The 19997-nt window shown below is 61.3% G+C and carries 16 protein-coding genes and 7 pseudogenes; 17 read left to right on the top strand and 6 right to left on the bottom strand.

The annotated features are described in order from the left end of the window. The first annotated feature begins 17 nt into the window (after positions 1–17). From J8I82_RS13665 to J8I82_RS13650, 4 genes are all read left to right on the top strand, one after another. A complete protein-coding gene (locus tag J8I82_RS13665) occupies positions 18–833 on the top strand; it encodes an alpha/beta fold hydrolase (RefSeq protein ID WP_284183065.1) in 816 nt (271 codons plus the stop codon). A gap of 29 nt (positions 834–862) precedes the next feature. Next, on the top strand, positions 863–2197 hold the full coding sequence (locus J8I82_RS13660; RefSeq protein ID WP_209758210.1) for an MmgE/PrpD family protein: 1335 nt from the start codon (positions 863–865) through the stop codon (positions 2195–2197). 307 nt (positions 2198–2504) lie between these two features. Next, complete coding sequence (locus tag J8I82_RS13655) at positions 2505–2957, top strand: Bug family tripartite tricarboxylate transporter substrate binding protein (RefSeq protein WP_245179718.1); 453 nt, start codon at positions 2505–2507, stop codon at positions 2955–2957. A 60-nt stretch (positions 2958–3017) separates the two neighbouring features. Continuing rightward, positions 3018–3842, top strand: a complete 825-nt coding sequence (locus tag J8I82_RS13650) for an IclR family transcriptional regulator (RefSeq protein ID WP_209758206.1) — start codon at positions 3018–3020, stop codon at positions 3840–3842. Positions 3843–3918: 76 nt separating this feature from the next. Here the strand turns inward: J8I82_RS13650 and J8I82_RS13645 are convergent. Continuing rightward, positions 3919–4077 (bottom strand): annotated as a pseudogene (locus tag J8I82_RS13645) (PrpF domain-containing protein); the annotation flags it as partial. A 191-nt stretch (positions 4078–4268) separates the two neighbouring features. Between J8I82_RS13645 and J8I82_RS38320 the strand changes: the two are divergent. Together J8I82_RS38320 and J8I82_RS13635 are read left to right on the top strand one after the other, a co-directional pair. After that, positions 4269–4478, top strand: coding sequence for a PrpF domain-containing protein (locus J8I82_RS38320; RefSeq protein ID WP_245179717.1), 210 nt, complete (start codon positions 4269–4271; stop codon positions 4476–4478). Then, on the top strand, positions 4475–6187 hold the full coding sequence (locus tag J8I82_RS13635; protein WP_245179716.1) for a bifunctional 2-methylcitrate dehydratase/aconitate hydratase: 1713 nt from the start codon (positions 4475–4477) through the stop codon (positions 6185–6187). The genes J8I82_RS38320 and J8I82_RS13635 overlap by 4 nt, the downstream gene beginning before the upstream one ends. Positions 6188–6448: 261 nt before the next feature. On the opposite strand, the gene J8I82_RS13630 is transcribed toward J8I82_RS13635, so the two are convergent. From J8I82_RS13630 to J8I82_RS13620, 3 genes are all read right to left on the bottom strand, one after another. Continuing rightward, entirely contained in the window at positions 6449–7588 is a 1140-nt protein-coding gene (locus tag J8I82_RS13630) for a porin (RefSeq protein WP_209758203.1), read from the bottom strand. Between the two features lie 355 nt (positions 7589–7943). Then, positions 7944–8729 (bottom strand): ABC transporter permease, encoded by a 786-nt coding sequence (locus J8I82_RS13625; RefSeq protein WP_209758202.1) that lies wholly within the window; start codon positions 8727–8729, stop codon positions 7944–7946. Beyond that, a complete protein-coding gene (locus J8I82_RS13620) occupies positions 8726–9058 on the bottom strand; it encodes an ABC transporter permease (RefSeq protein WP_209758201.1) in 333 nt (110 codons plus the stop codon). Before J8I82_RS13620 ends, J8I82_RS13625 begins: the two co-directional genes overlap by 4 nt. 139 nt (positions 9059–9197) lie before the next feature. Here J8I82_RS13620 and J8I82_RS13615 point away from each other — a divergent pair, with 139 nt between their 5' ends. Together J8I82_RS13615 and J8I82_RS38315 are read left to right on the top strand one after the other, a co-directional pair. Beyond that, a complete protein-coding gene (locus J8I82_RS13615; protein WP_284183064.1) occupies positions 9198–9821 on the top strand; it encodes a TetR/AcrR family transcriptional regulator in 624 nt (207 codons plus the stop codon). A 230-nt stretch (positions 9822–10051) separates the two neighbouring features. Next, positions 10052–10237, top strand: a pseudogene (locus J8I82_RS38315) (ISKra4-like element ISBte1 family transposase); the annotation flags it as partial. A 46-nt stretch (positions 10238–10283) separates the two neighbouring features. Here the strand turns inward: J8I82_RS38315 and J8I82_RS39605 are convergent. After that, positions 10284–10505 (bottom strand): GreA/GreB family elongation factor, encoded by a 222-nt coding sequence (locus tag J8I82_RS39605; RefSeq protein WP_431831549.1) that lies wholly within the window; start codon positions 10503–10505, stop codon positions 10284–10286. Here J8I82_RS39605 and J8I82_RS38310 point away from each other — a divergent pair. Then, positions 10492–10632, top strand: a complete 141-nt coding sequence (locus J8I82_RS38310; RefSeq protein ID WP_245179714.1) for a hypothetical protein — start codon at positions 10492–10494, stop codon at positions 10630–10632. The two genes, J8I82_RS39605 and J8I82_RS38310, sit on opposite strands and share 14 nt — an antisense overlap. A 1739-nt stretch (positions 10633–12371) precedes the next feature. Here J8I82_RS38310 and J8I82_RS13605 read toward each other — a convergent pair. Continuing rightward, positions 12372–12692, bottom strand: a pseudogene (locus J8I82_RS13605) (class II aldolase/adducin family protein); the annotation flags it as partial. Here J8I82_RS13605 and J8I82_RS13600 point away from each other — a divergent pair. From J8I82_RS13600 to J8I82_RS13565, 8 genes and pseudogenes are all read left to right on the top strand, one after another. Next, positions 12617–13009 (top strand): annotated as a pseudogene (locus J8I82_RS13600) (DUF1016 N-terminal domain-containing protein); the annotation flags it as partial. The pseudogenes J8I82_RS13605 and J8I82_RS13600 sit on opposite strands and share 76 nt — an antisense overlap. 48 nt (positions 13010–13057) lie before the next feature. Next, positions 13058–13459: pseudogene (locus J8I82_RS13595) on the top strand (thiamine pyrophosphate-dependent enzyme); the annotation flags it as partial. Continuing rightward, positions 13356–14054, top strand: coding sequence for an aldehyde dehydrogenase family protein (locus tag J8I82_RS13590; protein WP_336620899.1), 699 nt, complete (start codon positions 13356–13358; stop codon positions 14052–14054). The pseudogene J8I82_RS13595 and the gene J8I82_RS13590, both read left to right, overlap by 104 nt. 140 nt (positions 14055–14194) lie before the next feature. Then, positions 14195–15200: pseudogene (locus J8I82_RS13585) on the top strand (CaiB/BaiF CoA transferase family protein); the annotation flags it as partial. Positions 15201–15395: 195 nt separating this feature from the next. Next, positions 15396–15857 (top strand): annotated as a pseudogene (locus J8I82_RS13580) (MaoC family dehydratase). A 268-nt stretch (positions 15858–16125) separates the two neighbouring features. Beyond that, entirely contained in the window at positions 16126–17097 is a 972-nt protein-coding gene (locus J8I82_RS13575; protein ID WP_209758195.1) for a Bug family tripartite tricarboxylate transporter substrate binding protein, read from the top strand. 532 nt (positions 17098–17629) lie between these two features. After that, the gene (locus J8I82_RS13570; RefSeq protein ID WP_209758346.1) at positions 17630–18697 is read left to right on the top strand and encodes a methyltransferase; all 1068 of its coding nucleotides are present in this window, start codon (positions 17630–17632) and stop codon (positions 18695–18697) included. Between the two features lie 86 nt (positions 18698–18783). After that, positions 18784–19638: an Nmad3 family putative nucleotide modification protein gene (locus J8I82_RS13565; RefSeq protein WP_209758193.1), complete on the top strand. Its 855-nt coding sequence runs from the start codon at positions 18784–18786 to the stop codon at positions 19636–19638. Positions 19639–19997: the final 359 nt, after the last annotated feature.

The following is a 19997-nucleotide window of genomic DNA, read 5'->3' as shown; positions in this document are numbered from 1 at the left end:
AAGGGGAGAGAGCCCTGGTGACTTCCGTCGACGGCTGCGAGGTCGTCTGGCGAAGCTTTGGGGCCGGACCGACTACCGTCATGCTCCACGGCGGTCACGGAACCTGGCAGCATTGGGCGCGCAATATCGAACCGCTTTCCCGGACACGCCGGCTGCTGGTGCCCGACATGCCGGGTTTTGGTGAGGCCGGGCCGGCACCATGCTCGGATTTGCCTGGCTTCGTCGATGTCCTGGCCCGCTCGCTGGCTCAGTTGCCGCTAGATTGCGTTGACCTGGTGGGCTTCTCGTTTGGGGCGCTGGTGGCGGCACACCTGGCAACCCATGCGCGCCTGGCTCAGGCGAGCGTCGATCGTCTGGCGCTGATCGGGCCGGCTGGCCATGGCGGGCCACGGCGCATGACACAGGCTCTCGTTGACTGGCGCCGCAGTGAAAGCCCGGCGGCGCTGGCCAATGCGATGCGCCACAACTTGGCGGCATTCATGATTGCAGATCCAGCCGGGATCGATAGCGAAGCCGTGGCTATCCATACCGAAGCTTGCCGTGCGACGCGCTTCCGCAGCAAGCCGATTTCGCGTGCCGGCGGGTTGCAGGACGCCCTTGCCCGCTTTGCCGGACCAATACTGATGATCTGGGGCGAGAAGGACGTGACCATGTCACCTGAATCGCTCGCGGAAATCACCCGTGACGCTCGCTCAGGGGCGCCAGCAGGAGCGCACCCAGTCAGCGTGCAACTGGTCCCGCACGCCGGGCATTGGGTGCAATACGAGGCTCACCAGCAAGTCAACACGATGCTGAATGCGTGGCTGCGGCAGCGCGCTCAGACAATGACATAAGCCGGCCAGGGCCGGCTGAGAGGAGAACCATGTACGCAACAGAGGCTTTTGGGCCATTCTTCAGCACCGTCAAAGCTGGACCGCTACCCGTCGAGGTACTTCACCATGCGAAGCGCGCGCTGATCGACTGGCATGCAGCACTGTTCCCGGGCCTTGACACGGAGGCGATACAGCGACTTCGAGGTGCGCTGGAAGAGGAGTTCGGCCGGGGCAACGCTACGCTACCTGGCGGGCAACATGTCACGGCGCGCGTTGCGGCGTTGCTCAATGGCGCCGCCGCTCACGCCGCCGAAATCGACGACAGCTTTCGCGACGCGATGTATCACCCCGGTGCTCCCACCATTGCCGCCGCGGTCGCTGCCGCGCAGGACGCAGGCGCCACCGGTGAGCTGCTGCTGAAGGGCATCGTGGTTGGCTATGAAGTGTCGACCCGCATTGGCGTGGTACTGGGCCGCGCGCATTATCGCTACTGGCATAGCACCGCCACCGTTGGCACCTTCGGCGCGGCGGCAGCGGCCGCGTTTATCTATGGCGCGACCGAGGAGCAGCTAGCGCACGCGCTGGCAACCGCGGCAACCTTCGCCGCCGGACTGCAGCAGGCATTCCGCATGGACTCGATGTCCAAGCCTCTGCACGTGGGCCGCGCGGCAGAGGGAGGCGTGCTGGCTGCCCGTGCTGCAGTTGCCGGTATCACGGGTTCGCTGGATGTGCTTGACGGCGAGACGGGAATTGGCCGTGCCATGTCTGACGGCCCGGAATGGGGCGCGTTGGCCGCAACACTGGGCACGGATTTCCATATCTGCCGACTAACCTTCAAGAATCACATCGGCTGCGGCCACACGTTTGCGGCTATTGATGGTGCGCTCGCCCTGAAAGCGAAGCTGGGCATTGACACCTCGCAGATCCGGCGCATTCACGTTGCTACCTACCGTCCTGCATTGGAAATCGCCTGTTACCTCGATCCCAGGACGGAGAACGAGGCCAAGTTCAGCCTCAAGTACATCGTCGCTACCGCACTGGTGCATGGCAGCGTACGCCTGTCGGCCTACACACCGGAGCGGCTGCGGGACGATGAGACGCGCCGGCTAATGGATTGCATGACTATCGTGGTCGATCCCGAGATCGATGGTTGGTTTCCTGGCAAGCGCGCAGCCAGGGTGGAGATCGAAACCTTGGACGGCGCCAAGGCCGACTACCTTCAGCCAAACCGGAAGGGCGATCCCGAGGATCCGTTGTCGGACGAGGATCTCGACGGCAAGCTGATGGAACTGGCGACCCCGATTGTGGGCGTTGAAGCCGCACATCGGCTGGCAGGGCGGATTTGGCATGTTGAATCCGAAAGTATCCGCCAGCTTTTTGCGTGAAGGGCTCCGGCCTTCTTCTCGACTACATCAGTATCATGCAAAGAATCAACCCATTAGGCTGGTTGCTACACTTCGTACTAATCACCGCATTGTCTGTTTTGTCCATAGGAGCGCGTGCGGAATCGTATCCAGCGCGACCGGTTCGCCTGATTGTTCCGTTCCCGGCCGGCGGTGGCACTGATGTGATAGCACGCTCGCTGGGCGATGAACTTTCACGCAGCCTCGGCAAGCCTTTTATCGTTGAGAACAAGCCGGCTCGGCGGGCAACGGCACGTCAGTCCACTTGGCAGCCGAGTATTTCCAATCCATGGCAGGCATCCGGCTTGTGCACGTGCCATACCGTGGCTCCGCGCCCCAATTCGCCGATCTGTTGGCCGGCCATATTGATGTTGCGTTCGCGACGATGGCTAGCGCTGCAACATTGATCCGCGACGGTCGGGTGCGAGCACTCGCAGTAACTTCGCCCACGCGATCCCCAACTTTTCCCGATGTTCCTACGGTGGCCGAGGCAGGTGTCAAAGGCTACAGTGCCGAGGTTTGGTATGGTGTCTTCTCGCCAAAGGGAACGCCGCCCGATGTCGTCACTGCGCTGCATAGAGCTATCGTGCAAGCGTCAGCCTCCGGTGCATTTCGTGACCGGCTGGCGCGCGAAGGCGTGGTGGGAGGCATCGGTTCACCTCAGGACCTGCGCGCGATCGCCGAGCAAGAGGTCGGCCGGTGGAAGCAGGTGGTGAAGGACAAGGGGATCCGCATCGAGTAGCATTCCCTGGAGTCACGCCAGCTACCGTCCGGACGGTCTGACGAGCCTTGGAAAGCTTTCATGTCAAACAGCACTCTCAGCATTGAACGGATAAAACCAGGTCAGGGCAAGGCAACGCCAAATCGCTCGCTCGAACGTGGCATTGCCGTGCTGCGCGCCTTCCGTGCCGGTTCCTCAATGCTAGGCAACAGTGAGATTGCGGAGCGCACCGGTTTGTCCCGGTCGACCGTCAGCCGGCTGACACAGTCGTTGATTGAGACAGGTATGCTCGAATACATCCCGCAGTTTCGAGCATATCGACTTGCTGTGCCGGTGCTCAGCATGGCACACGCCATGCGAGACAGCTCGCAGGTCCTCAAAGTCGCGGCGCCAATGATGATTGAGGTCGCAATGCGACACAAGATTAACGTCGGCCTGGCGGCGCCCGACGGGGATGAGATGGTCTATCTCGAGTCGTTTCGCTACAACCGGCGACAGTCGTTACGAACGGTGGTGAGCGGACAGCGTATCCCGATGGCATTGACTTCGCTGGGGCGTGCCTACCTTGCGATGCTTGCACCTGAGGCGTTCAGCGCGATGCTGTTGGCTCTCGCTGAAAAACACCAGGGCCGCGGCTGGCGGAGCTTGCGGCGGGAAATCGAGGCCGCGGTCCTTTCGGTGCGAGAGAAGGGCTACTGTGTTGCTTCATGGCAGCCTCAGGTCATTGCGATGGCGACGCCATTGCACATCGGCGGCTATGAAGTCCATGCCTTGAACGTGAGTGTGTCGACCCAAGAGGATGCCGAGGCTGTCGAAGCTGCTTTGGCAGAGCCACTGATGGAACTTGCGGCGGCGATACAGGCGCGGATACGACGGCTCGAAAGTGAGATATCCGGGGGCTCTTGAGCAATCCGCCTACGGAATCGATGGCGTTTTTGGTCACGTGCCGTATGCGTGTGCGTGGCCACGGTTGCCGCAGTTGACGCTCGATCGAAACCTGGCCGAACAGGTAATCGACGTCGTTCTCCGGGCACGTGCTCTTGGACACGATCACGGTCTTGCTGGTGCTGGAGGTGGCGCCGCCCATGCCATCGATCTGCTTGCCGTTCGGGGCGGGGCTGCCGATCACGCACATCAGCAGCATGTGCCCGTTACCAACGACGAAGTGCAGGGAACCGGTGACTTCGAGCTCGAGGGCGTGACCTTCCCGGGCGCCGAAGTGCCACCATGATCAACGCCGGCATCCCGACCATCTTCGTCAACGCGGAGGGCATCGGCTAAGCCGCACCGAGCTGCAGGACGTCATCAACGGCGCCCCCCAAGGTGCTGGCGATGTTCGAGACCATCTGCGCCTACGGGGCGCTGCGCATGGGCCTGATCAAGGACGTGGACGAGGCCGCCAAGCGCCAGCACACGCCCAGGGTCGCCTTCGTGGCCAAGCCGGTGGACTACACTGTCTCCAGCGACAAGAAAGTGGCCGCTGCAGATGTCGACCTGCTGGCGCGCGCGCTCTCCATGGGCAAGCTGCACCACGCTCCATGATGGGCACGGCAGCGGTGGCCATCGGCACCGCCGCGGCCATCCCCGGCACGCTGGTCAACCTGTCCGCCGGCGGCGGCGAGCGCAACACGGTGCGTTTCGGGCATCCGTCCGGCACGCTGCGCGTCGGCGCCGAAGCGCAGCAGGCCGACGGCGAAGGTGGTCAGGAAGGCCATCACGAGCCCGCAGCACATTGGAAGGCTGGCTGCGCGTGCCGGGCGACGCGTTCTGATACTTACCCTCCAGCGAGGCTGCCCATGTCCACTGACACGCCGTCCGCGCGACGCCCCGATCCTGACCAGGTACTGGTCGACATCGTCGACTATGTCACCGGCTACGAGATCAAGAGCGGCCTCGCCTACGACACCGCCCGCAACTGCCTGATCGACACCCTCGGTTGCGGGCTCGAAGCCCTGTCCTACCCGGCATGCACCAAGCTGCTCGGCCCCATCGTGCCGGGCACGATCGTGCCGAACGGCGCGCGCGTGCCCGGCACCCAGTTCCAGCTAGACCCGGTCCAGGCTGCTTTCAACATCGGCACGATGATCCGCTGGCTGGACTTCAACGACACCTGGCTGGCGGCCGAATGGGGGCATCCGTCCGACAACCTGGGCGGCATCCTGGCCACCGCCGACTGGATCTCGCGCAACAACATCGCCGCCAGCCGCAAGCCGCTGACGATGAAGGCCGTGCTCACGGCCATGATCAAGGCGCACGAAATCCAGGGCTGCATCGCGCTGGAGAACTCCTTCAACAAGGTCGGGCTCGACCACGTGGTGCTGGTCAAGGTGGCCTCGACCGCGGTGGTCGCGCAGATGCTGCGGCTGACGCGCGACGAGATCATCAATGCGGTGTCGCTGGCGTGGGTCGACGGCCAGAGCCTGCGCACCTATCGCCACGCGCCCAACGCCGGCAGCCGCAAGAGCTGGGCCGCAGGCGATGCCACCAGCCGCGCGGTGCGGCTGGCGCTGATCGCGCGCACTGGCGAGATGGGCTACCCGTCGGTGCTGACGGCGAAGACCTGGGGCTTCTATGACGTGCTGTTCAAGGGACAGCCCTTCCGGTTCCAGCGCCCTTACGAGTCGTATGTGATGGAGAACGTGCTGTTCAAGATCTCCTTCCCGGCCGAGTTCCACGCGCAGACCGCCGTGGAAGCCGCAATGGCCCTGTATGGCGCGCTGGCCGACGCCGGCAAGACCGATGCAAATATCAAGCGGATCACGATCCGCACGCACGAGGCCTGCCTGCGCATCATCGACAAGACCGGCCCGCTCAACAACCCCGCCGATCGGGATCACTGCATCCAATACATGGTCGCCGTGCCGCTGTTGTACGGCCGCCTGACCGCCGATGACTACGAGGACAAGGTAGCGGCCGACCCGCGTATCGATGCGCTGCGCGCAAGGATCGTCTGCGTAGAGGACAAGTCATTTACCGCCGACTACCATGATCCGGGCAAGCGCTCGATCGCCAATGCGCTGACGATCGAACTGGACGACGGCACGGTGCTGGACGAAATGCTGGTCGAGTACCCGCTAGGCCACAAGCGCCGGCGCGCGGAAGGCATCCCGTTACTGGTTGAGAAGTTCCGGACCAACCTGGCGCGGCGTTTCCCTCCCAAACAGCAGGCGGCGATCCTTGCCGTATCGCTCGACCAGGCCAGGCTGGAGGCGATGGCCGTCAATGAGTACCTCGATATGTATGCGGTTTAGGTTATCGTCTCAAATCTTCATGCCGAATTCGGCATAAGCTCTCAAGATTCACCTCACGTATAAGTGTTCGATTATTTCGAGGAGACCGCGCCAAAACAGGGGCAGACGACCGGATTGCTGCTGAGAGCCCTATGAGACACCTACAATGCGCGCATGGCTGCGATCATCACTGGTTTGAGGATCGGGCGCCGGCATGCCAACCGGTTACGTTCCTTGTCGTCCCCGCCCCTTAGTGATTGCGGGGACGAAAGAGCATCTGTATTAGAAATTATGACGGATGCCGACAGCCGCGCCGAACATCGAGCTTTGTCCGGTGCCGAGGAAGTATCCGTTAATAAAGCTGACTGCGGACGTGTCGAAATTCAGCCCGGCATTCTTTGAATATGCGGTGGTCAGATAGACGTCAGTCCGCTTGGAAAGGCGGTAGTCGGCAATGAAGGAGACCTGCCACGGGTTCTTCATATTTCTATCGCCAAATTTCTTGATGTCGTCGTAGTAGTAGCCCAGGGTCAGCTCAATTCCCCGGGTGAGGGCGTAGTTGGCGCCTGCCCAGTAGAAATCATCACGCAGAACCGTTGAGCCATCGGCACCCTTGCTCTGACCCCAGCGATAGCCAGCCATTAACTTGGCACGCCCGTCGAAGCTGTAGCTCGCGGCAACGGCGGCTTTCTTAAAGCTACCGGTGCCGCCCGCCGTGGTCAGCGTAGGGTTGTACTGGTTGTACCCCATGGTTGCGGAAAATGGGCCGGACTCGTACGTCAATGCGGCGCCGTAGCCGGTGTCGCGACGAAACTGCCCAGGGACTTCGCCGTTGCCCAGGAACCCGTTGCCAAACGACCAGTTGGCGCTTGCAGTCAGGGGGCCGAACACCCCGGTGTACTTCAACGTGTTGTCAGAACGGAAGTCCATGCCGATCTGTGCCACGATCGGTTCATACTGCGTTGAGAAAGCTGTCGGCGAGAAGTTTGCCAGTGCGTCGAACCAGCTTATGTACTGGCGACCGAAAGTGAAGGTACCAATCCCCTTGCTATCGAAGCCGATAAAGGCCTGGCGACCAAACAGGCGCCCTCCTTGCTGCATCATGCCATTGTCCACACCGAAGCCGCCTTCCAGCACAAAGATCGCGTTCAGGCCGCCACCCAGATCTTCAGTTCCCCGCATGCCAAAACGAGAGCCCGACAAGCCGCCCGAGTTCAGGCGGTAGAGGCTCGTGCCGGGACCGGTGGTAAATCCGTTTTCGACGGTCGGAGTCACAGTCGAGAAGTGATTGACATACTCGAGGTTGGCGTCAACCCCTCCATACAGCAACACACCGGATTGAGCCTGCGCACCGCCACAGGCAAGCCACGCGCCCAGCGTCAGCGCGGCATTGCGGCATTTGATCCCATACGTCGATTTCATTCCTGTCTCCTTTTCGTGGTGAAGTCTTCCGGCATGAGGGGACGCCTCTTATGGGCGTGTTCATCCATTCGCCCTTTTCGTGTCGAAACGGGCGGCCTGGTCGGAACTGCTACTGAGAGGGCAAGAGCCGCACGGGCCAGCGGTGGATGTACTACGCCGGAAGGTCCGTGCAAGCGGGAACACCGCGGCTCGTGAATGCACGCTGACAGCACCGCAACAGCGCGCTGTCAGCGGTCAGCTCGAGTGCCTCACGCGCTACGAGGGCGAGCAGACTCGGCCGATCATGGCTGACCGGGCGATGCCTCCGCTGCGAATGGCTGGAGTTAGCCGAAGCCGTTCAATTCCTATTGAGCTGTCATGGCTTCCGTCGCGTCAGCCAACGTACAAGAAGCAGGACTAGCGCGGTCGCGGTAATCAGAACGGTCGCCACTGCTGTGATGGTCGGTGTGATCTCCAGCATCAAGTCGTTGTACATCTTCTTCGGCACGGTGTTAATCGTGCCAGCGAGAAACACGCTCACGATGACTTCGTCAAAGCTGATCACGAAGGCAAAGATCCAGGCTGCGGCCAGATTGGGCGCCAGCGTCGGCAACACCACCCGTCGCATGGTCTGTGACCAGCTCGCGCCCAGGCTCCATGCCACCTGTTCCATGCGGATATCGAAGCTGCGGACCGCTGTGTTGAGAACCATGACCACGAACGGAATAGCGAGCAGGGTGTGCGCGAGAACCAGGCCGGTGATTGTCCCGAGTAGATTCCAGCGGGCGTAGAAGAAATACAGCGCCATGGCGATAATAACGCCCGGCACGATCAGTGGCAGCATCAGATTCGCTTCGGCCACCGCGCGCCATCGCGATTGCCCGCGAGCCAAGCCGTAGCTCGCCAGGCTACCGAGCATGACTGCCGTGCTCGCGGTCAGCGTCGCGACCAATGCGCTATTGGAGAAAGCATCAAGCCAGTCATCATCCGACAATAGAACCTGAAACCAGCGCAGCGACCATCCCGGTGGCGGAAAGGTGAGGGCGTTTGCTGAAGAGAATGACATGGGTAGCACGATGGCCACGGGGATCAACAGGAAGCCGAGGGTCAGCAAAGCCCAGATCCGGAGCCACAGCGCAGTCGTTGTACGTGTTGCTTTCATGATTTTGTCTCCGTCATTCGATTCAGGCGAAGGAAGATCGCAAAGACTCCAAGCGCAAGCGTTAGCAATGCTGTTGATATTGCGGCCGCCAGCGCCCATTCCGACGTCTCGTTGATCAGCGTGTCGAGCAGATTGCCGAGGAGTGGCACTTTTCCCCCTCCGAGAATGGCCGGGGTGATGTAGAAGCCAAGGCTCAGCATGAACAACAGCAAGACGGACACCCCCAGCGCGGGCAATGACAAAGGGAAGAAGACCCTCCAGAAGATCTGCTGCCTGGATGCGCCCAGTGACGCCGCCGCCTGCAGGAGTCGATCATCGATACGCAACATGGCAGCGCCTTGGAATGCTGTTGTTTGCCGATATCGTCGACCCTCTCTCATGACACGTGCCCCTACCTTGAAGACGCCAGATACTCCTGCTCCCGAGGCCACCTCAGACCCGTCCAAACGGCGGAGGGGGCGACCGGTCGTGGATCGCGAAGCAAGGCGCGCCAGTTACCTCGCCGCAGCTACCACTGTGGTCGCACGGGAAGGCTATGCTGGCGCTTCCTTGCGCAAGGTGGCGGAGCAGGCCGGCTGCACCACGGGTTCCTTGTTGCATTACTTCGAGAACAAGGAAGCGATCGTCAAAGCGCTCGTTGAAAATCACTTTGACCAGTTCGAGTCGTTCATCCGGTCCAGCCACGATCCGCGCGACATCAAAGCGACCTTTAAACAGTGGCTGAACTGGACGACTGCCGACGATCCGGCCCGGTGGCTCGTGCAGTTTCAATTGATCGCGCAGGCAAGGCTCGATCCGGAGCTCGCCGCGATCTTCCAGCGGCGCTACGCGCAATACCGACGCAAACGCGTGGCTTTACTGGAGAGGGGGCAGGAAGAGGGCGTGATCCGCAGCGATATCACTGCGGAGTTGCTCGCCGACCAACTTAGCGCGATTGGCGAAGGCTGGATGATGATGCTCCCTATCGAGCCAGAGAGATTCAAGCCGAGTCGCATCGAGGCGCTTCTGGACGCTGTCATCACATTGATTAGCCCGCCCGGACCGTCCACGACGAAGCCCACTGTAGACTCCGCGGTCCGCAAGCGCAGCTAGACGGAAATGCTGCAACTGCGAACAACGATGCGGCGCTCATCCAGGAGACCGTTCAACTTCGAATTGCTCTGTGAGGCCTGCGCCCGCCGGTTTGGCGACGGGCCTGGTTCCAGAGCACTTGACCGTCGGACAATTGCACCATGTCATCCAGGTAGTCATGGGCTGGCCGACGAACATCTGCACCAGGTCAGTATCCGTGGCAGGCGTTACGGCGAAGCTCACGACAGGTTTTTGTGAAGTCGGCCGTCAACCAGGTGGTCAGCAAGCGATTTGTCGAACGGTAGCAGGTGGCCTGGCGGCCGCGGCACAACCTGCTGCAAATCCGGAGGGCCGTGCTCAATGACCAGCGCCGGTCGTACGTTGAACGGCGGTATCCCTCCATCACGGGAGAAGAAGACCGCCGCCTTGCCGCTTAGTCAGCGCCCTCGGTTTGGCGCGGTCTCCTGTACCGTCGCTACACCGTTAGGGACAGGAGCGGCACCTGTTCAACTCGGGTACCCCCGCTGCTTCCGGCTGAAAAAGGATGTCCTGGACCATGAACCGCAAGGAAACTTCCAGGGCGGGCTTGCACTCGGAAACCCCACCTCCCCGTGTACCAAGCAACGCGATGCCGAGAGGGGAGAACACGCAGATCCGGCCAAGGGAAAAATCTGCTTCTTCCGGATAGCTGATGGTCCAGACCATCCTCTGGTGTCTCGCCAAATCCACGCAGGAAAAGGTAGTGAACATGCTGATGGCATCCGCCGGAAACCTGTCGGCGGGTACGACGTCTGCAGCCGACAGAAAGCGCGCCAACGCGGCGCCATACTGAGGCCGCGCGGTTGCCCGCCGTGCACGTGCCTTGAGTCGGCTTGCATCGAGTTCCGTAACGAGTGGCTTCGCATTCATTGGACTCTCCAGAATCTGCATCAGAAGTTGGTAAATCGAGAGCAACCTGGTCACGCGCTTCCTTCAAGCCGCACGGTCACGCTCGGCAGAGCGACGCGTTGGCTTTCCGTCCGCGTACTTCCACTACGTTAGTGTGCTGGCAGAGGGCACGAGGTTGCGAAGCGTAGGCGCTTGCGGGGAGTGCCGCATTTCACCACTAACTATCTGCATCATGAGTGTCTGTATCGCGAGGATATCTCGGGGCCTGTGCATCGCCATAAATTGCTTTGCGCACTCATAGGATCCGGGAAAGGCTCCGTGTAGCCATTGAAGATTCCATTGCAACAGCGTCTCATATTGCGCGAACGCCGTCTCCGTAAGTCGCAGCACGTCTGATACGCCTCTGAGGACTTCAAGATTGGATTGCCGGGCCGCCGAGACCTGGGCAAATGGTAATGGATGCATGATTCGCTCCTGTGGCCATGCGCCGCGGCCGTTGAGTCGCGATACGGCGCTTCGACCGACGACACTCAGCCAGATGCCGAACATCGTGTTCGAAAATGGGAATAGGCACGCCTTGCGGCGCGTGTCCGTCCGATGTGCGACCTGGTGTCCCACCTACTTGGAGAAAGCACCGGCCATCAGGAAACGCGATGGCTTAAATGGGTGGCAATCCCGAGCAGAAAAAAGCAGGGACAGGTCGGCTATGGGAAGGAGCTAGTTCCGGAGCCGGTCAGACGCGCAGCGCGTCCCCGACCGGCTCCGGATTAATAGAGGCAGGCGAGACCTACGCCATGGATAGGCCGCTTGTTCGCAAGACGGCGTGAAATTGTCATTGCGTGACCGGTTTGTGATCGTGCGGCCGCAACGCGGAGGAACGGCTGCGCACTCAAGCTGTATGAGTACGATTTTTCGAAAGCGCGCGCCGTGTTGTTCATCGTCCAGGACCTCTGAACAAGATTGGGAACGAGGTTCAGGCCATCATATCCACTTCAGCTGAAAAGGGCAAACCAGTAGCCAATTGCATCGCAGACGGCCGAGTGGCACAGCACAGTGCTCGCGGCAATGTCTCAGCGCGCATCCTCGCATTTCTTGCTTGCGCAGAAGGCTGCCACCTTCCGGACCTCCCGATGGGTCGTGGCGCGCGCCGTATTCCGCATCTGGGTTTCGCTATCGTTACCAGTGGCGCCGTTACGGAATGCGAACAACTCATTCGTGAGATAGTCGCGCGCGGAATGCCTTCAAGCCAGAGCCTCCCCGAACTTCTGGTCGACGGCGCCGTGGCAGCATCTTGGTGTAGTCTCGCCACCAAATTACTTCCTGCTATCCGATACGCCCGACCGTTCACCACTGCCGAGGTAATGCTGGCGGGCTGTTCGTTTCAGCGGGCGCAGGATCTTGAGCTTGCTTCATCCCGTTGGGTGTTTTCCCCTTGGCCTCCCTCCCGGCAATGCCGGCAGATCCCTTGTGGCGGTTCAGACGACGCCATGTGCCGGTGGTTGGGCGAAGGCCCAAAAAAAACAAGCGAAAAAACAAGAAAAGCCCGCTGCAAGGGCGGGCTCGAATCCCTTCGGTGAAAGGGAGGAGACGAGGGTGAGTATAAACCCTAGGAAGAAATCTTGCAGAGCATGGCAGGAGTCGCCGGAGGCATTTACTCTCATGATGATGAAAGTATAAGGATTCTCAGGAAACAGTTCGCAATAGCGCGCGAAAAAACAATTCCGACTGGAGCCGCTCTCCCTGGATCTGCAAACCGGTTGCGGGAGCAAGATCTGCGGGCGCGCGCTGCAGCGAGAGTCCGCTCGATCTGGCGAGGGTTTCAGCCTGGCAAGCTCGTTCCAGGTAATACAGGTCATCGTACGCATAATCCAGTCGCTCGACGCACACAATGACACCATGGTTGGCCAGGAAGACGATGTCCGCACCGGCTGCCGCGTTGGCAATGCGCTCGCCTTCCGCGTGGTTCAGGGCCAGGCCGTTGTTTGGCCGAAGCCTGGCCAGGCGGGGAATTTGTGCAGCAGGCTGCTGCACAATTGCCTTGGTTTCACCTCTGCACATTACTGGACAAGCTCAAGAGCAACGAGCATCGAGAATGGTATGCCGCACAGGCCTTGGAGCATGGCTGGTCCCGCAATGTCCTGGTAATGCAGATCGAGACTCGCCTGCATGAGCGGAAGGGGCGGGCAGTGAGTAATTTTGCGGAACGCCTGCCGCCAGCACATTCGGATTTGGCTCGCGACGCCTTCAAGGATCCGTACATCTTCGACTTCCTAGGCTTGGGCGAGGATGCGCAGGAACGAGATATTGAACGCGCCTTAACGCTGGGCCCTTATGCCGAGTTTGCGGAACAGTTGCGCGCGGCTACCCCCATGGATTCCCTCTGGATCCGGGATATCACCGTCGCCAACTCGACCTGGGGTCACCGGCTTTATGAAGTCTATGAACCTTGGATGGCGGCGCACCCTGTCGGGGCGGGCATCGGCCAGGGTCTGCCGATGGCGATTGGCGCCGCATTTGCGGCCCGTGACCGCAAGACGATTTTGCTATCCGGTGACGCGGGCTTTGTGATGAACATTGGCGAATTGTGGACCGCCAAGCAGGAGTCGCTGGATATTCTGATGGTGGTGATGAATGACGCGGGCTATGGCGTCATCAAGCACATGCAGGATGCCGCGTTCGGTGGCCGTCGCGTATACGGGAACTTGGATCCGCCAGACTTCGAGCAGTTGGCGCGATGCGTTGGTGCGTCCTATGCAAAGGTCTGCCGCAAGGAGAGTTTGGTGCAGTGCTCCGAGACGCAATGCCGGTGCGGGGTCTCAGTATCGTCGAAGTGGACATGTCTGCGATCGGAGAGGCGCCACCGTACTAGGATGGCACGGACGCGGCAACCACCATGGGGCCGCTGGCGAACGACCGTCGAGTGGCTGCCGTCGCAAGACTGGTGGACGATGCGGCCAGGCAGGGGGCGAAGATTCTCTTTGCGGCGGCGATCGCGTTGGTGCCGCGGGTTACTTTCTTCGCGCCAACAATCTCGATGATGTTCCCATCTCTTCCGAAATCATGGTCCAGGAGCCCTTCGGGCCGGTCGTGGCCATGCGCTCGTTTGCACGATTGGAAGATGCCATTGCCGAGGCGAACCGACTGCCGTTCGGACTCGCAGCGTATGGCTTCACCCGGTCGCTGAAGACGATGCATGAACTGGCGAGAGATCTCGAGGCCGGCATGATCTGGCTCAACCAGCCTGCGCTCGCACTTCCCGAGATGCCCTTCGGGGGTGTCAAGGATTCCGGCTTTGGCTCGGAAGGTGGACCAGAGGCGCTGGACGCCTATTCGGTGGTGAAGTCCGTTTCCACCGCAATGGTCTGAGTGTCCGAGAACCGATCGCAGCGTGGCGCGGAAGCACCAGGCAGTGAGGTATTGAGAACCTTGGCCTTTCGTTAGCCCGCATATCCTTGGAGTTTGTATGAAAACCGTTGAAAGGCCTAAAAGCCGTTGACCTGAGTAAGGTGCTTGCCGGGCCCTTATGTGGTCAGTTTCTGGGCGAGCTGGGCGCGGATGTGCTCAAGGTCGAGCCTGTCGGCAGCGGAGATGACACGCGGTCCTGGCTACCGCAGGAGAAGGGACAGTCCGCGACGTTCCTTGCGGTGAATCACAACAAGCGCAGCGTGGCCATCGATCTGAAGTCGGAGGAGGGCCAGCGGCTGGTTCATGACCTCGTAGCCAAAGCCGACATCGTGCTCCAAGGGTTCGGTGCCGGGACGGCGCGCAAGCTTGGCGTCGACTATGAGACGCTGCGGAGCGTCAACCCACGCCTCGTCTACCTCGAGATCTCGGGCTATGGGCGGGAAGGACCGCTTGGCAAGGAGCCCGGTTACGACGTCATGCTCCAGGCGTTCAGCGGCATGATCTCCACCATGGGTGAGCCGGATGGCGGCTTCTCGCGCGCCAGCTTCTCGCCGGTCGACTTCGGCACCGGGTCGTTTGCCTTGAGTGGCGTCCTGGCGGCGTTGATCGAACGCGAGCGAACGGGAAAGGGCGTCTACGTCGAGGTGTCACTGCTTGATACGGCGATCTCTCAGATGGGCTACATGTCGCAGAACTACTGGCGCACCGGCAAGACGCCGCGTCGTATGGGAACGGCGCATCCCGCGATGTCGCCCTACCAGGCATTCGCCACCCAGGACGGCGACATCATGCTCGGTGGGCAACGACGCGCAATGGAGACGGTTCTGTGCTGCCGCCGGACTGGACGCCCTGGTGAGCGACAAAAGGTTCGCGACCAATGCCGCCCGCGTTGCCAATTTCGATGAGACCGTCCGTATCGTCGGCGAGGTCATGCAGACGAGAACCACGGACGATTGGCTCGATCGCCTGCGCGCTTGCGGAGTCCCGTGCCCGCCGATCAACACGCTCGATCAAGCCCTGAATCATCCGCAGGTGGAGGCGCGCGAACTGCTCGTGGAGTCGACCCATGCGGTGCTTGGCGCGATGAAGAATGTCGGGATTCCCGTCAAGTTCAACGAAGAACCGCGAGAAGCTGTCCGCCCCGCACCGTTGCTAGGACAGCACACTGCCGAAGTTCTCTCGGAAATGGGCTTGTCCGACGCGGCGATTGGCGAACTGACCCGGCAAGGCATTGTCGGCGTGTCAACGTTGTGAGCGGGCAAGCATTTGCCCGGGCACGAGATTCATTAAGGAAGGACACCGATGTCTATGTTCAAGCAATACTATTTTGACGACTTCTCCATCGGGGAAGAGTTTCCCATCCCATCGCGCACCATGACCGAGGGCCTGTTTGCGGCATTCCAACTGGCCAGTGCGGACAATCATCCGAGCCACTACGACGTGGAGTACTGTCGCAAGCACGGCATGCCTGCCTTGGGGGCTCATGGCTTTCAGATCCTGATTTAAAGCGCAGCCGGTGCAGGCTGGTTCCCGCACTATGTGGAAGACTCGATGAAGGGCTTCATCGAGCAGTCCAGCAAGTTTCTCAAGCCGGTGTATGCGGGGGATACGCTCTATCCGATGCTCAAAGTGTCGCAGCTTGACTGCGGGCGCACCACCGGGGTCGTGACCCTGGCATCCACGATTCTGAACCAGCGCGACGAACTCGTGATGGAAGGCGTTCAGAAGTACCTCATTAAGCGCCACCCGAAATTCTTCGCGTGACGCCGTCGCGCGTATCTCTTGCGTACCGCCGCGACGTCGTCCGGCTCGGTCACGCCAGGGACGCTTCGCATCGCCCTCGCCCTGGGCACACGGGTCGTCCACACGCTGGCCGTCGCTCAACCAGCCATCCTCGACGGCGCAGCGCCCCGGGCACCCCGCGCCTGGATGAGGCCTGGCGGGTAGCCGCGCATGCGCACCGCCGCTCGTTCCCCGTGATCCAGCATGGGGGCGACTGGCCCACCGATATCTGGAAAGAAGGAGACTTCTAATGAATCACCGTCATTTCATCGTTGCCGCTTCGGCCGTGCTGCTGTGCACGAACGTCAGCGCGCAGGGCGCGTCCAATTACCCGACGAAGCCCGTGAAGCTGGTGGTCGGCTTTCCTGCAGGGCAGGCCACTGACATCATTGCGCGTATGGTGTCGGAGCGCATGGCCAAGCACCTCGGGCAGCCGATCGTCGTTGAGAACAAGCCGGGCCAGGCGGGCGGGCTTGCGCTGGGATACCTGGCACAGCAAACGCCCGATGGTTATACCGTATCGTTTGCCAACACCGGTGCCGTCATTACGAACCAGTTCGTCCAGAAGAGCCTGTCCTACAGCCCCGAAAAATTGCAGCCGGTGGCCTTGCTGGGCGACATCCCCTTGGTGCTGGTCGCCCGTGGCGACGGGAAGATCAAGAGCCTGAAGGATTTTGTCGATCAAGCGCGCGCCAATCCCGGCAAGCTGACGTACTCGACGCCCGGCAATGGCACGACGTCGCATTTGGCGATGGAGTCGCTCAAGCAGGCCACCGGCATCAACGTGCTGCACGTCCCCTATACGGGCAGCAGTCGGTCGCTCACTGACTTGATGGCAGGAAATGTAGACGTGTCGTTCGACACCATCACGACCGTACAGCCCTTTGCGGAAAGCGGGAGGCTGAAGGCCCTCGCGATTGGCGCCACCGAGCGTGTTGGGGCGTTGCCGAAGGTGCCAACGCTCGCCGAGTCAGGCTATCGCGACATCATTGGCGCCGTCTGGATCGGCGCGTTTGTGCCTAACGGCACGCCTGCCACCGTGATTCGCAGGCTCGAGTCCGAGATTGGGCAGGCCGTCAAGGATCCGGCGATTTCGCAACGGCTGAACGCGGTGGGTCTGTATGTGCGCTATGCCGACGCGGCTGGATTCGCGAAGATGCTGGTCACCGACACGCCCAAGATCCGAAAAGTTGTCCAACTCTCCGGCGCAAAGGCCGACTGAGCCGGGCAGCTGAAGAAACGCGACCAGCTCCAACCAGCGCTATCTGTTTGCCCCTGCCGGCGCGATCAGCAGTGGCGAAGAGTTTGAGCGGGCGCTGAAGTGCCTTGACCTGGACGTCGAGGCATGATGGCTTTGCAATCGGAGCAGGCCTAGCTCGCCGCGGCGCAGCGCCGGGCCGAGCGCGCCGAAGCGGGGCTCGCACGCCAGCTGCCGGCAGAATTGCGGGTGGCACCGCGCGAGCGAGGGGAGGGTGGTGGCGGACGGCGGCGCAAGGCACCGATTGTTAGCGCGATACTCCTTCAGCCGGGGTTTCGGCGTGTGCAATTTGCCCACTTGGGCGGGCACCGCATAGGGGCGGCATGCACCACTGACGCGGGCGGAAATAACACGGTGCGCGCCTTGCCGTTATTGGCCACGGGGACCAGACCTTGTCATCTGGACTTCTATCGCCGTGACAACTACCCTGTTTGGAAACGCCGGTCCGCCGTTGCGGCGACCGGCGCTGCCTTTTCCGCATGGGGGAGCAGGGATGATGCCAGACACGCCAGAGACGACGACGCCGGCCACGGGCGGCAGCGGCGCAGATCCGGCCCGGCCGGAACTCACGCCGGAGCGCCTGCTCCAGCTGGGGATGGGATTCTGGCCGGCGAAGACGCTGCTTTCGGCCGTCGAATTGGGCGTATTTACGCGGCTGGCGGCCGGTCCGCTTGATGCCCCCACACTGACCAAAGCGCTCGGCCTGCACCCGCGCAGCGCGCTCGACTTCCTCGACGCGCTGGTCGCCCTGCAAGTGCTGGAGCGCGACGACGGGAAATATCGCAACGCTCCCGACACCGCATTGTTCCTCGACCGGAGCCAGCCGAGCTATGTCGGCGGGCTGCTGGAAATGGCCAATGCCCGGCTGTACCCGTTCTGGGGCGCGCTGACCGAGGCGTTGCGCACCGGGCTTCCGCAGAACGAGTCGAAGCGAGGGGGCAACCTCTTCGATTCGATCTATAACAACGAGCAGGGGCTGCGTGGCTTCCTGCAGGCGATGACTGGCATCAGCGTGGGCGCGGCGCGCGCAATGGCGCAGAAATTTCCGTGGCAGGACTATCGCACCTTCATTGACATCGGCGCTGCGCAGGGCGCGTTGCCGGTACAAGTCGCGCTCGCCCATCCGCATCTACAGGGCGGTGGCTTTGACCTGCCGGTAGTCGGGCCCGTGTTCGAGGAATATGTCAGGTCGCACGGGCTGCAGGACCGCCTCGGGTTCTATCCTGGCAACTTCTTCAGTGATCCCTGCCCGACGGCCGACGTCCTGGTCATGGGACACATTCTTCATGACTGGGACCTCACGCAGAAGCGCGAGTTGCTGGCGAAGTGCTATGCGGCGCTGCAGCCGGGTGGCTGCCTGATCGTCTATGACGCCATCATCGACGACGATCGGAGGAAAAACGCCTTCGGCCTGATGATGAGCCTGAACATGCTGATCGAGACGCAGGGCGGCTTCGACTATACCGGGGCGCAGTGTACCGGCTGGATGCGCGAAGCGGGCTTCAGCCAGGTGCGCGTTGAGCCGCTCGTTGGCCCGGATTCTATGGTGATCGGCACCAAGTAGACGTTCCAACCAGTTCGCTATCCCTGCGAGATTTCCAGGGTAGGCAGACTGAGGTTCCACAACAATCATAGGGCTGCAGTATCCGGATGAAGGTAGTCTTCTCGCGAAAGGGGTTCGACCAGGGGTATGGCGGCATGGCAAGCCCGATCTTGCCGGACGGCAGGTTGCTTCCGCTCCCGATTCCAAGCGATCGCGACCGAACCCAGATCGACAACATCGGGTTCAACGATGTCGACCTGGACGCCATGCTTAGGGACTTGTCCGGCGGGAAGTACAGTGCCAGGTCGACTGTACATTTTGATCCGGACCTCGGCGGCAACCATACGGCGAGCATCCCGGGCTGGCGACCAGCCTTCGGACAGTCGGGTCCCGCCCAGGGTCACTTGTCCAACAATGATGTTGGGCCTGGCGACGTCTTTTTGTTCTTTGGATGGTATCGGCGGGTGGAGAAGCTCTCCGGACGGTGGCGTTTTGTGCCGGACGCGCCAGACCTCCATGTCATCTTTGGTTGGCTGGAGATCGACGAGGTGTTGCCGGTCGCGACTGACCGGGCTGGTTCGCTCAAGCGACATCCCTGGATCGCGACGCATCCTCACGTGGCCACCCCGGATAGATACACGGATCCCCGCAATACCCTTTATGTTGCACGCAAGCGCTCCCTCTTTGTGGCGGGTATCGGCGCAGGTCGATTTCGGTTCATGCGCCCGCCGATGCAACTTACCCTGGCAGGGCGAACACGTAGCGTCTGGTCCTTGCCATCCTGGTTCGAGCCTAAGGAAAGGGCGCCGCTGACATATCACCCCGGCGCTGCCTGTTGGGAGCCTGATGGCGATAGGGTGACGCTGAAGACGGCGGCAAAAGGACAAGAGTTTGTGATCGATGGCAAGGCCTACGCAGAGCTGGAGCGGTGGGTGGCAAACCTCGTTGGGGAAGCGGCATGAAGCTGCTGATGTGCACAGCGTCGCTGACACAAAAAAATAAAAAAGCCCGATGCGAGCTCGCGCAGGCATCGGACGGGCACGCCGGCGCACGGAAGGCGCAAACCAATCTTTGAGCGAAGCATGGCCGGCTTAACAATGACACTTGCGCCGTTTTCTCCAGCAATGCTCAGTCCGGTGGAATTAGGCAAGACGGTCAGCCCGGCATGGCCGGCAGTACTAGGCGCCTTGGGAGACGAACATAAGGTCCGAAAACGGGCGCATAACGTCTCTATGTTTTGTAGATGCACGCAGAGGTGAAATGAGCTGCCCCAGCACCGGGCTGAGGCTTCCCACCCTTGCGAGAAACTTGTCGGCATGAC

It is taken from the genome of Cupriavidus consociatus (genome assembly GCF_017814975.1).
Classification (GTDB): Bacteria; Pseudomonadota; Gammaproteobacteria; order Burkholderiales; family Burkholderiaceae; genus Cupriavidus; species Cupriavidus consociatus.
The sequence above is the reverse complement of the archived record's forward strand: the minus strand, read 5'-3'. Positions and strand labels throughout refer to the sequence as shown.

Excerpts from the sequence above, each read along its gene's own strand:
- J8I82_RS38320 (WP_245179717.1), top strand. The coding sequence starts at position 4,269 with ATGTTCGAGACCATCTGCGCCTACGGGGCGCTGCGCATGGGCCTGATC.
- J8I82_RS13625 (WP_209758202.1), bottom strand. The coding sequence starts at position 8,729 with ATGAAAGCAACACGTACAACGACTGCGCTGTGGCTCCGGATCTGGGCT.
- J8I82_RS13570 (WP_209758346.1), top strand. The coding sequence starts at position 17,630 with ATGCCAGACACGCCAGAGACGACGACGCCGGCCACGGGCGGCAGCGGC.
- J8I82_RS13575 (WP_209758195.1), top strand. The coding sequence starts at position 16,126 with ATGAATCACCGTCATTTCATCGTTGCCGCTTCGGCCGTGCTGCTGTGC.
- J8I82_RS13565 (WP_209758193.1), top strand. The coding sequence starts at position 18,784 with ATGAAGGTAGTCTTCTCGCGAAAGGGGTTCGACCAGGGGTATGGCGGC.
- J8I82_RS13655 (WP_245179718.1), top strand. The coding sequence starts at position 2,505 with ATGGCAGGCATCCGGCTTGTGCACGTGCCATACCGTGGCTCCGCGCCC.
- J8I82_RS13635 (WP_245179716.1), top strand. The coding sequence starts at position 4,475 with ATGATGGGCACGGCAGCGGTGGCCATCGGCACCGCCGCGGCCATCCCC.
- J8I82_RS13650 (WP_209758206.1), top strand. The coding sequence starts at position 3,018 with ATGTCAAACAGCACTCTCAGCATTGAACGGATAAAACCAGGTCAGGGC.
- J8I82_RS13630 (WP_209758203.1), bottom strand. The coding sequence starts at position 7,588 with ATGAAATCGACGTATGGGATCAAATGCCGCAATGCCGCGCTGACGCTG.
- J8I82_RS13660 (WP_209758210.1), top strand. The coding sequence starts at position 863 with ATGTACGCAACAGAGGCTTTTGGGCCATTCTTCAGCACCGTCAAAGCT.
- J8I82_RS38310 (WP_245179714.1), top strand. The coding sequence starts at position 10,492 with ATGGTCCAGACCATCCTCTGGTGTCTCGCCAAATCCACGCAGGAAAAG.
- J8I82_RS13620 (WP_209758201.1), bottom strand. The coding sequence starts at position 9,058 with ATGTTGCGTATCGATGATCGACTCCTGCAGGCGGCGGCGTCACTGGGC.
- J8I82_RS39605 (WP_431831549.1), bottom strand. The coding sequence starts at position 10,505 with ATGGTCTGGACCATCAGCTATCCGGAAGAAGCAGATTTTTCCCTTGGC.
- J8I82_RS13590 (WP_336620899.1), top strand. The coding sequence starts at position 13,356 with ATGCCGCGTTCGGTGGCCGTCGCGTATACGGGAACTTGGATCCGCCAG.